This is a genomic window from Alkalitalea saponilacus, from assembly GCF_900168165.1.
GTDB classification, from domain to species: Bacteria; Bacteroidota; Bacteroidia; order Bacteroidales; family Marinilabiliaceae; genus Natronoflexus; species Natronoflexus saponilacus.
In genome coordinates this window covers 245,101-256,647 of record NZ_FUYV01000003.1, presented here as the reverse complement: position 1 = coordinate 256,647, position 11,547 = coordinate 245,101, and the positions used below count along the sequence as shown (strand labels likewise).

The following is an 11,547-nucleotide window of genomic DNA, read 5'->3' as shown; positions in this document are numbered from 1 at the left end:
AAAACTAGTTAAAAAACAACACCATAAAAGCATAAACAACTAGTTTTATGAGTCTTCCGCCCACCTATACAATAATCTAATGAAGAATAACCGTTCAAATAGTTTTGACCAACAGCTCTTTTTTTATGATAAATGTTAATCCAACATTTCAATCACCTTTTCTATTCTGCTCTCTACAGGATCATTCACATCCATCCAGTTAATATGAAAGCCTCTGCGCTTTTCCATTCCCCGGAACCATGTCATCTGCCTTTTTGCAAACTGGTGTATCGCAATATTCAACTGATCGAACATCTCCTCATAAGAAATTTCCCCAATTACATAGCGAGTTACAAACTTGTACTCCAAACCGTAATATATCAGATCCTCGGCAGGAATACCTTCATCCAGCAATCCGCGAACTTCTTCAATCATGCCATCTTTTAAACGCTGCTCCAGTCGGCGGGTAATTTTTGCCCGACGTTCGTCCCTGTCAATATTTAAACCAATAATTAAAGGCCTCACCTCAGGTAGTTCCACTACAATCTCGGGATGGTTCTGATAGTATGTTTCTATTTCAATGGCTCGTATGGCTCTTTTTACGGTATCGGTATCGGTGTTGTTGTGAAGTTCACGAAAAGAAGATAAAATTGCTTCTAGTTCATTCAATGATCTATTCTTTAATGATTCCCGCAATGATGGATTTGATGGTACATGAATCATTTTATATCGCTGTAAAACAGCTTCAATATACAATCCTGTGCCTCCGCACAGGATGGGCCAGACAGATTTATTATTCAACTCCTCAAAAACCCTGAAAAAATCGGTCTGATATTCATATACATTGTATTTATACCCGGGTTCACGAATATCGGTTAAATGTGCGGGCACTTGATATCCATCCACAATGTAATCATCATAATCTTTACCCGTTCCCAAATCCATCCGTTTATAAACCTGTCGGGAATCGGCACTGATGATTTCACCTTTCAGAGCTTTTGCAAGTTTTGCTGCAAAAGCTGTTTTGCCGCATGCCGTTGGCCCCAGCACCACTATCAGGTTGTAACCGTTGTTTTTCATGTGTTTTTAATTTGTTTTCCAGTTGCCACATGAAACTCGTCCGGAAGTCTCGGGACTCGTTTCATATTCAATCCTAAGATTTACAGATTATAAGGTGTAAGATTTTTAGACAGAATAAGAAGATTCAGCAGATAATCAGACACATCTGATTATCAACATCAACAACACAATCTCTCTGGAATCTGATCAATCTGTCGATCTCGCCACATAGGGAAAAATAATCTATAATTATATATTCTATTTGCTTTATTGAATCTGGTTGTGATGTAAAGATACTTCCAACCGCAACAAACTGAAAAATTATTCAGCTTTTTATTATTAATCGCTGCTTTTTATATTTTTGTATGGGAATTGTGAATCATTTAAAAGGATGAAGGCATGTTGGAAAAGGAGACTATTACCACGGGAAAACTATACAGCAATCTCTTTATGAGATTAAAGAACCTCATCCTGCAACCCGGAAAAGAGTGGCAAATCATACGGAACGAAAACAAAAATATCAATGATATCATCACTGAATTTTCCTTGCCGCTCATCGCACTATGTGCTCTGGCTACATTTCTTAATTTCACAATAAACCGACAGGGGTTTAACCTTGAATTGGCCATAAAACAATCGGCTGTTACCTTTACTGCGCTTTTTGGAGGACTGTTTCTGGCATGGATCATACTTAAAGCATCACTATCCAAACTGCGTATTGAAAACAAAAACAATCTGGCCTTCAAGATAACAGCATACGCATCGGGGTTATTATACATTATTTCATTCATAACCAACCTGGTACCCGAACTTCTCCTGTTTCATCTGGTTACGTTTTACAGTTTATTCATCATCTGGAAAGCCATTGAGCCGGAAAAAATACCGGGAGCTGAACAAAAATCAATTATCACCATATACATCGCTGTTTTAATTCATTTTATTCCTTACTTTGTAAGATATTTATTAATCAATCTGATCATTCTATAATTACATGTCAACCCCCAATAGGATCAACATAAAAAACAAACGTGCATATTTTGACTTTGAACTGATTGAAAAGTTCTTTGCCGGGATACAACTTGCCGGAACTGAAATAAAATCCATCAGACTTGGAAAAGCAAGTCTGGTTGATGCATACTGCTATTTTATAAAAGATGAACTTTGGGTAAAAGGAATGAACATTGCCGAATATTTTTATGGCACCTACAACAATCACCAACCTGCGAGAGAGAGAAAATTACTACTTCAACGAAAAGAACTCAATAAACTGCTGAGAAAGACCAAAGAAAGTGGTCTGACCATAGTTCCACTTCGTATGTTTCTTAACGACAGGGGATTCGCCAAGATAGAAATTGCCCTTGCAAAAGGAAAAAAGCAACACGACAAACGCGAAACCCTGAAACAAAAAGATGCCAGCAGAGAACTGGATCGGATAAAAAAGAGCTTCTAGAATTTAAAAAACACGCAACCAACCGAATTTATTGCATCATATGTTTAGGAGAAGGGAGATCGGAGGCGAAGTGAAACAGAATGCCGAGTATCAGCAATGGCAAAGCGGGATGAAACGCAGTGAATAGGATTCCGAATAGAGGAACAAAAGCGACACGAAAACCCGCAAATTGGGATAAGCATAACGAAACTTTGTGTAGCGGAAGTTTGGTATGAAAGGTCATTGTGTAACTCGGAATTCTCCGTCGCTAAAGCGATGGAGGATATAGGGAAAATTGATGGAAACCATTTGTTATCGACTCTCGTTGCTCTCTTTTCTTTAATTCGGGGTGTAATATCATGACGTAATCTGTTTTACTTTACAGAAAACCGTTCAATTTCACCTGTTGAATATTGATTCAGATCATTCGGGTATGTTTTTTGCTATAGAAATCTGTTTTTGTTAACCATTAAAAAAATCATTACAACCTGTTGTGTCAAGGCTGAATGAAATAATACCTGCATGCCGGAATGGTGATCGTAAAGCTCAGAAGGAGCTTTATGAGTTGTTTGCACCCAAAATGTTTGCTGTATGCATCCGATATAGTAAAAACAGGGTTGAAGCAGAAGATTATTTACACGAGGGTTTTATTAAAATTTTCGAAAAAATTGATCAGTACGGGAACAAAGGATCTTTCGAGGGCTGGGTAAGAAGAATCATGGTTAACACCATTCTGGAAGGATATCGAAAAAATAAACAGATGGTGGTTTTGGATGAATCGCAGTTAAAGGATGAAAATGCAGATGATGAAGCAGATGAGCCGACCGATGAAGAAGCTTCCGTAAAACTTGAGGAGGTTATGACCATAATAGAACAATTACCTGAAAAATACAGCCTCGTTTTCAACCTGTACGTTCTCGAAGATTATTCCCATGAAGAGATTTCCAACAAACTGGGAATATCCATAGGAACAAGCAAATCAAACCTTTCCAGAGCCAGACAATGGATAAAAAAACGGCTCTGTGAGGAAAAAAAAACGGCATCAGTTAACGAATTATGGCAAAATTAACTAAAATAGAAACCAAATATCGCCAACACATCAGGGAGATGGAAGCACCTCCGCCTGCACAAATGTGGAGTCGGATTGAAACTTCCCTGGATAAAAAAACATCCCGTAAAGTAATGATATGGCTTTGGCGGGCAGCTGCCGCTGCTATGATTATCGGTTTTGCTAGTTTAGGAGTTTATTTCCTGATTCCTGAGAATCAACATGCAGAGATGTACTCCTTTTCGGAAAAACCGGAGGTTTTTTCCAACGAAACCAAAGCCCTGGAAAAACAGTACTTTAATGAATCCTCAACCCAATATTCTCCTCCAATCGTTACCCATGTTGATGAATCTCATCATGATCCCATCACCAAATCAATAATACAATCCAGTGACAGACAACACGCATTATTAAAACCGGATTACCGGACAAAAGAGGAAACCACTCACCTTAGGCATACTCCCGATATTCCTTTCTTTTCATCGAGGAAAGTGAGAGTCAACAAACTGATGGCTCAAAATAAACAGGAAAACTGGAACGATCGCTATAATGTCAATAATCATATTTGGTTTAATGAGAATTATACAAACAAAGACCAACCTGAAAGGAGATTTCATGTAGGGGCATCTGTTTCTCCGGTGTATAGCTACAGACAAACATCCGGAAGCCAACCTATGCCAATGGGAACGCTCTACGCCAGTGATCAATTCAATGAGAGAGGTGTAGTAAACGCCGGAGGAGCGCTCAACGTGAATTATCAATTTCACAACAGATGGGCGGTTGAATCGGGGGTGAGGTTCGCAAGAATGGGACAGGAAGTAAGAACAAACTTTCAGCATGAAAATGTTTTCGCCATGGCCGAAACTTCCTATAATCAACCCAATCAGACAAATATTAAAAGTGTACCGCTGAATAACTCAATGGGAACAATTTCACAACCCCGTTCCCCTGAAAGATCGCCGACTCCAAGCAGAACAGGGCTTTCTCAATCTCCACAAAGCGTATTAATGGACGTTAACAGTGTTGAAAGCATAAACAACGAAGCACGCTTTGAGCAACTCATCGACTATGTAGAGATTCCTTTTACCCTGCGCTATTACATGATTGACAGAGAAATTAAAGTGTCGTTGGCCGGTGGTGTAAGCACCAACTGGCTCATTTCAAACAGGGTTCACCTGCGCGATGGAGATGACCGCAACAGCATCGGAAAAACTGAAGGCCTCTCAACCATAAATTGGAGTACCCATGCAGGTTTGACATTCTCAATTCCGGTATTTGGTCCTCTTTCATTTACCATGGAGCCCAGGGTAAATTATTTTCTTAACGAAATCAATCAGGACTTTCCGGTCAGATACAGACCATACTCATTTGGTGTTTATAGCGGAATTCAATATACTTTTGGGGAGTAAATAGCCTATTAGTAAACTGAAGAGTTTATAAGTTGATGGTTCAACCAGATCTCTATGCCTTTCGATATTTGATTGAGAAACACTTCGGTTAAATTATTTACAAGAAAAGATTAACGACAGATTAAATCACAATAAACATTTGATATTCAAACATCTTTAAAGAATACTTGAATTACAAGACTTCCACCCAAAACCCCAATAAATTACTAATCAATGCTTTAAATCACACAAACAAACACAAAAAGCATCTCATTATTGCATTCAGGTAATTTATTTCTTATTTTTGTGTTAATGCAAAAGATAAAAGCCATATCGTCGGCCTTATTAATTCTCCTTTTTTCTATGTCTATTGGAGGAGCATGGCACTATTGTGGCGGTACTCCGGTTAATTTCAACCTAACTTTACAAAACAGCCAACCGGGATGTGCGATGGCAGGTTGCAATATTTTGCAGGATTCTGATGATGCAATGCTCTCTTATGGCAACAATTGCTGTAAAAATATTTATCAGCAACTTGAGACCGATAATTATCAAATATCTGATAAACCTCGGATTTCCTGTGCAGAAATAGTGGTATTTTACAGTTTGTACGCTGAGTACAATTTCATTTCATCTGAAAATGAAAACATTCATAGTTATTTCTACAAACATCCACCCGATTTCCTTTACGAAGTAGATCTGAACATTGTTCAGACCTACCTTTTATGATTCTGTAATAGGACTCATCGGATTTCTTCTTTTATCGTTACAGGCACTGTTTAATTTTTTATGGGTATTGAGCAACTCTGATAGTATTCGGATATTCAACCAATATCCCAATATAAGTATTGCGATTAAACAGTAACTTAATACAATAATCATCTTACACAAATCTCAAGAGTCGAGCAAATGGCATCAATATTTGCAATCGGTCTTTTTCACCAGACATTGCTGATTAATTGCCATTTATCCCCAATTTCACTATTTTATAGTAATTGAATTATTAAAACAGTTCAATACATCCCTGATGTGTATTCAAATCGTGCACAACTGTTTTTCCATAAACCATATTAAAAATTCAACTATGAAAACTTCAATATTCTTATCGACAATTCTATTCAGCCTGTTTATACTTTCAAACTCTTGCACAAACCGATCAGGCAGCACACAACAACAAACCACTGCAATTGAAACTCAATTCACTGTAGCAGGCAACTGTGGCATGTGTAAAACGCGAATTGAGAATGCAGCAAAAGAGGCAGGTGCCATTTCGGCCAATTGGGAAAGAGAATCACAATCTTTAAAAGTCTCTTTCAACAACCAAAAAACATCTCTGGAGAGCATACAGAAACAAATTGCGGCTGCCGGACATGACAATGATGGGCACCATGCTGAAGACCATGTTTACGATGCTCTTCACTCCTGCTGCAAGTATGAAAGAATTCAACACTAACAAAAAAACAGTCAGATACAATGCTGAACAGAATCATAAAATTTTTCCTCGAAAACAAATTGGTAACATTCCTTTTGTTTATCCTATTTGTGGGTTGGGGAATAATCACTGCACCATTTAACTGGGACACGGGGTTTTTACCCCGTGATCCGGTTCCGGTGGACGCCATTCCTGACATTGGGGAGAACCAGCAAATCATCTTCACTGAATGGATGGGTCGGAGTCCGGAGGACATCGAAGATCAAATCACCTACCCCCTCACATCGGCCTTACTGGGACTCCCGGGAGTTACAAGCATCAGAAGTACATCCATGTACGGATTTTCCAGCATATATGTGATATTTGATGATAATGTGGAATATTACTGGAGTCGTACACGGTTATTAGAAAAACTAAATGCCTTACCACCGGGGTTGTTACCGTCTGATGTTGCACCAACACTGGGGCCGGATGCGACTGCCCTGGGACAGATTTTCTGGTACACTCTTGAAGGACGCGATCCTGATGGCAATCCTGCCGGAGGCTGGGATCTACACGAATTACGCAGCATTCAGGATTTCTATGTTCGCAACGCACTCATGTCGGCACAGGGGGTTTCAGAAGTCGCTTCGGTTGGCGGACATGTAAAGGAATACCAGGTTGATCTCGACCCAGTGGCCATGAAAGCACATGGAGTCAATGTAAAAGAAGCAGTTGAAGCCATCCGCCAAAGCAATCAGGATGTTGGAGCCGGAACTGTTGAACTCAACCTGGTGGAATACTACGTTAGAGGTTTGGGGTATGTAAAATCGCTGAACGACATTGAAGAAAGTGTTGTGAAGGTGAACAATAACATTCCAATACGAGTACGCGATATCGCAAAAGTTTCTATTGGCCCGGCACCACGAGCACATGGAGGAGTTCTCGACAAAGGGGGCGCCGAAGCCACAGGTGGTGTTGTGGTGGCTCGCTATGGAGAAAATCCGCTCAAAGTAATTGAGAATGTAAAAGATAAGATTGATGAAATTTCCGATGGGCTGCCAACTCGTAAACTGGATGATGGCACCATATCGAAAGTCACAATTGTGCCTTTCTATGACCGTACCGAACTCATTTACGAAACACTTGGTACACTTTACGAAGCCATCAGCCTTCAAATTCTTATTACCATCATCGTGATCATAGTCATGGTTCTGAATTTAAGAGCTTCAATCATGATATCAGCACTTTTGCCCCTAGCTGTACTGATGTCTTTTATCATGATGAGATATGTAGGCGTTGATGCCAATATTGTAGCTCTTTCGGGCATCGCCATCGCCATTGGAACCATGGTTGATTTAGGAATCATTCTTAGCGAAAATGTCATCCGTCATAAAGATGAAGCATCCGAAAATAAACCACTTGTAAAAGTGGTTTTTGAAGCATCGGTGGAAGTTGCACCGGCAATACTAACCGCAGTTTCCACAACCATCGTTAGTTTTTTACCTGTTTTCACTTTGCAACAAGCAGAAGGAAAACTCTTCGGACCCCTGGCATATACCAAAACCTTTGCCCTTATAGCAGCATTAATCATCACCTTTACCATGCTTCCTGCGTTGGCACATTGGCTGCTAAGCATCAAATCAAAACGCAACAACATCAGGCTCTGGCTGAATGGTTTGGCTATTTTTACCGGCGTGATTGTTGTTTGGTGGTATCCCTGGGCCGGCGTGGTGCTTCTTCTGTTGGGTATTGTCAATACTATTAAAATACTGGTCGAAAATGGCATCGTTCAGAGAACCAAAATCATCAATCTGTTATCAAAACATCACGATATTTTGATTATTGGTATTATTTCACTTGCTGTAGCCTGGTTGCTGGCGGGTGAATGGATTCCACTTGGAGTAAGAAACAGCCATACAACAAACTTCTTGTTCGTTGTACTCATTATCTCTTCGGTATTGGGTCTCTTTAAGGTGTTCATTTTTTATTATCCAAAAATTCTGGATTGGTGTTTAAGCCACAAAAAGATATTCCTGGCTGTTCCGGCCATTTTTATTCTTTTGGGAATCAATATCTGGATGGGATTTGACTCTGTTTTTGGGTTTATACCCAAAATCACCGAAAAAGTGGGCTGCAAGATCCGTACCAACAAAGTATGGAGCACATTACATCACGCATTTCCCGGAATGGGAAAGGAGTTTATGCCTTCGCTCGACGAAGGTGCATTCTTACTGATGCCCACCAGCATGCCACATTCCGGAGTTGATGCCAACATCGAATACCTGAGACAGCTTGATATGAGAGTTGAAGCCATTCCGGAGGTGGAAACGGTTGTTGGAAAAGCTGGCCGTGCCGAAAGCGCACTTGATCCGGCGCCAATGTCCATGTTCGAAAACGTCATTCTATACCGGTCTGAGTATGTTACCGATGAAAACGGCTACCCCGTTCGCTTCAAAGTTGACCGAAAAGGCAGATTTGAATTAAGCGCAAAGGTCAGAAGCTCGTCATTGTCTGCTCTCACAGAGCAGGACAACACAAAACCGGTGTTGTTCGACTACGGCACAGGAGGTATTTTAAGTTCACAAGGCGATACACTAATCAGAGAAATCTCTTTTACGGAAGTAATTCCTCACCTGATACAACATCGAAGAGGACATTTTTTCAGGCAGTGGAGAGAGCACATAAATACACCTGACGATATCTGGCATGAAATTGTGATGGCCACCAACGATATTCCGGGTGTAACATCGGCTCCAAAATTACAGCCCATTGAAACCCGTCTGGTGATGCTTCAAACAGGAATGCGGGCACCGATGGGGGTAAAAGTTTTCGGCCCCGATCTGGAGACCATCGAAGCATTCAGCATGAAAATAGAAGACGCACTTAAACAGGTACCCTCGGTTAAATCACAAGCAGTTTTTGCCGACCGAAGTTTGGGTAAGCCATATATGGAAATCGTTCCGGACAGAAACTTGCTGGCCAGATACGGAATATCAATTGGCGAGTTCCAACACTATGTTGAAACCATGATTGGAGGAATGGCACTTACCACAACCGTTGAAGGACGGGAGCGATATGATATACGGGTTCGTTACGCACGCGAATGGCGCGATGATTATGAAAAAATGAAACGTATATTGTTACCGGCACACAACGGCACACTCATTCCTTTAGAAGAGTTGGCCGAAATCACCTATCGATCAGGGCCGGCCATGATCCGGGGAGAAAACACTTTTCTTGTAGGCTTCGTGCTGTTCGACAGAGAAAGCGGTTATGCAGAAGGAAGTGTGGTCAACGATGCTAAACAACACCTCCGAAACCTCATCGGCAGTGGCGATCTCGTCGTTCCTGAAGGCGTCAGCTATCAGTTTTCAGGGAGTTACGAAAATCAGATAAGAGCTGAAAAGCGCTTATCAATCATCATCCCCTTGGTATTGGTGGTCATATTCCTGTTGCTCTATTTTCAGTTCAAATCAACCATCACTTCATTCATCATCTTTTCGGCCATTATTTTGGCGTTTTCAGGTGGTTTTATGATGCTTTGGCTGTATGCACAGGAGTGGTTTTTGGATGTTGGATTGCTGGGAACCAACCTCAGGGAGTGGATGCAAATCAGGCCGTACAACCTGAGTGTGGCAGTCTGGGTAGGATTTATTGCACTTTTCGGCATCGCCACCGATGATGGCGTTGTAATTACCACCTACATATCGCAGAGTTTTGAAAAGCACAAACCGGAAAACATCCTAGAAATAAGAAAAGCGGTTATGGAAGCCGGAATGAAACGAGTACGGCCATGTTTGATGACCACTGCCACAACCATTCTGGCTCTATTGCCGGTTCTCACATCTTCAGGACGAGGTGCAGACATCATGATTCCCATGGCCATTCCCGCCTTTGGCGGAATGTCCATCGCACTTGTGACACTCTTCCTGGTTCCTGTTTTGTACTCTTTAAAAGAAGAAATAAAAATCAATCGAAATGATAAAATTCATTCATAATAAATCAATGCTCACAACAATAGGCTTTCTTTTGCTGTTTGTTCATGCCTCTGCGGGGCAAACATTGGATGATTATCTTCAAATGGCAGGAGAAAATAACCCCGGTCTGAGAGCCTCCTTTCTGCAATATCATGCAGCATTGGAAAGAGTACCTCAGGCAGGTGCGCTCCCCGATCCGGAAGTATCCTTCGGCATTTTTCTTAAACCGATGGAACGCTATACCGGAAATCAGATAGCAGATATCAGCATCATGCAAATGCTTCCCTGGTTTGGTACACTGAAAGCGGCCAGGAACGAGGCCACACAGATGGCATATGCAAAATACGAGATTTTTCGTGAACGTAGAGCCATGCTAAGGTACGATGTGAAGGTATCGTGGTGGAAACTCCATTTAATTAATAAAGAGATGGAAGTCGTTAACGAACAAGTAAAAATACTTGAAACCATTGAGCAGGTAGCCAATAATAAAATATTGACCGGTAATGGCAGCATGTCAGATATCCTCCGGTTAAACATGGAGAGAAACGAGTTGAGTGTGAAAATTGAGGATTTAAAAGACCTCAAAAATGCAACTAAAGTAGAATTCAATCAATTGCTCAACCGTGAGCCGGATGCTCCAATAGAACTTACAGATAATTTGAAGATCCACATAAGCCAAGAGGAACTGGCGTTTTCGCTGGACTCAATCCTGACAGACAATCCGGAACTTCAGATGTATCAAAGAGAGCAGTCGGCATATTCAGCCATGGAAACCATGAACAGAAGAATGGGGCTTCCGATGGTTGGCATCGGACTTAATTATGGAATATTTGAACCTCGACAGGGAAACCAAAGCATGATGAATGGAGACAATATGTTGATGCCTATGGTTTCCGTCTCCATTCCCATTTGGGGTGGCAAATACAGAGCAGCCATAAGGGAGGCTGAAATAAGACAACAAAGTGCCCTGGAACAACAGTTGAATACTCATAATAATCTGGTGTCTGAGTTTGAATCAACACGGGTAGAATATTCCGAAGCTTTAAGACGTGCTTCTCTCTTTGAGGAGCAAATCAATTTGGCCAGTCAGGTGCTGGATATTCTCATTACCGACTATCTGGCCGGTAATGCAAGATTTGAAGAGATTATGCGTATTCAACAGAAAATGACCGAATACGACCTAAACAAAGCCAGAGCCTATTATGACAGTCAACTGGCCATTGCAAAAATCGATAGAATGATAGGGAATTGAT

Annotated in this window: 9 protein-coding genes; 8 read left to right on the top strand and 1 reads right to left on the bottom strand. The window is 41.0% G+C overall.

The features are described 5' to 3' along the window. Positions 1-135: 135 nt before the first annotated feature. On the bottom strand, positions 136-1,059 hold the full coding sequence (miaA, locus tag B5X70_RS04385) for a tRNA (adenosine(37)-N6)-dimethylallyltransferase MiaA (RefSeq protein ID WP_079556663.1): 924 nt from the start codon (positions 1,057-1,059) through the stop codon (positions 136-138). Positions 1,060-1,437: 378 nt separating this feature from the next. On the opposite strand from miaA, the gene B5X70_RS04380 reads away from it, so the two are divergent. From B5X70_RS04380 to B5X70_RS04345, 8 genes are all read left to right on the top strand, one after another. After that, positions 1,438-2,025 (top strand): YIP1 family protein, encoded by a 588-nt coding sequence (locus tag B5X70_RS04380; RefSeq protein ID WP_079556662.1) that lies wholly within the window; start codon positions 1,438-1,440, stop codon positions 2,023-2,025. Between the two features lie 4 nt (positions 2,026-2,029). After that, complete coding sequence (gene smpB / locus B5X70_RS04375; RefSeq protein ID WP_079556661.1) at positions 2,030-2,488, top strand: SsrA-binding protein SmpB; 459 nt, start codon at positions 2,030-2,032, stop codon at positions 2,486-2,488. Positions 2,489-2,960: 472 nt separating this feature from the next. Next, positions 2,961-3,536, top strand: coding sequence for an RNA polymerase sigma factor (locus B5X70_RS04370; RefSeq protein WP_079556660.1), 576 nt, complete (start codon positions 2,961-2,963; stop codon positions 3,534-3,536). After that, a complete protein-coding gene (locus tag B5X70_RS04365) occupies positions 3,524-4,924 on the top strand; it encodes an outer membrane beta-barrel protein (protein ID WP_079556659.1) in 1,401 nt (466 codons plus the stop codon). The genes B5X70_RS04370 and B5X70_RS04365 overlap by 13 nt, the downstream gene beginning before the upstream one ends. A gap of 291 nt (positions 4,925-5,215) precedes the next feature. Then, a complete protein-coding gene (locus B5X70_RS04360) occupies positions 5,216-5,632 on the top strand; it encodes an HYC_CC_PP family protein (RefSeq protein ID WP_143255025.1) in 417 nt (138 codons plus the stop codon). Between the two features lie 355 nt (positions 5,633-5,987). Then, positions 5,988-6,356: a heavy-metal-associated domain-containing protein gene (locus tag B5X70_RS04355; protein WP_079556657.1), complete on the top strand. Its 369-nt coding sequence runs from the start codon at positions 5,988-5,990 to the stop codon at positions 6,354-6,356. A 20-nt stretch (positions 6,357-6,376) separates the two neighbouring features. Continuing rightward, entirely contained in the window at positions 6,377-10,315 is a 3,939-nt protein-coding gene (locus B5X70_RS04350) for an efflux RND transporter permease subunit (protein WP_079556656.1), read from the top strand. Then, the gene (locus tag B5X70_RS04345; protein ID WP_079556655.1) at positions 10,296-11,546 is read left to right on the top strand and encodes a TolC family protein; all 1,251 of its coding nucleotides are present in this window, start codon (positions 10,296-10,298) and stop codon (positions 11,544-11,546) included. The genes B5X70_RS04350 and B5X70_RS04345 overlap by 20 nt, the downstream gene beginning before the upstream one ends. Position 11,547: the final 1 nt, after the last annotated feature.

Excerpts from the sequence above, each read along its gene's own strand:
- B5X70_RS04350 (WP_079556656.1), top strand. The coding sequence starts at position 6,377 with ATGCTGAACAGAATCATAAAATTTTTCCTCGAAAACAAATTGGTAACA.
- B5X70_RS04380 (WP_079556662.1), top strand. The coding sequence starts at position 1,438 with ATGTTGGAAAAGGAGACTATTACCACGGGAAAACTATACAGCAATCTC.
- B5X70_RS04345 (WP_079556655.1), top strand. The coding sequence starts at position 10,296 with ATGATAAAATTCATTCATAATAAATCAATGCTCACAACAATAGGCTTT.
- B5X70_RS04355 (WP_079556657.1), top strand. The coding sequence starts at position 5,988 with ATGAAAACTTCAATATTCTTATCGACAATTCTATTCAGCCTGTTTATA.
- B5X70_RS04360 (WP_143255025.1), top strand. The coding sequence starts at position 5,216 with ATGCAAAAGATAAAAGCCATATCGTCGGCCTTATTAATTCTCCTTTTT.
- B5X70_RS04365 (WP_079556659.1), top strand. The coding sequence starts at position 3,524 with ATGGCAAAATTAACTAAAATAGAAACCAAATATCGCCAACACATCAGG.
- smpB (WP_079556661.1), top strand. The coding sequence starts at position 2,030 with ATGTCAACCCCCAATAGGATCAACATAAAAAACAAACGTGCATATTTT.
- miaA (WP_079556663.1), bottom strand. The coding sequence starts at position 1,059 with ATGAAAAACAACGGTTACAACCTGATAGTGGTGCTGGGGCCAACGGCA.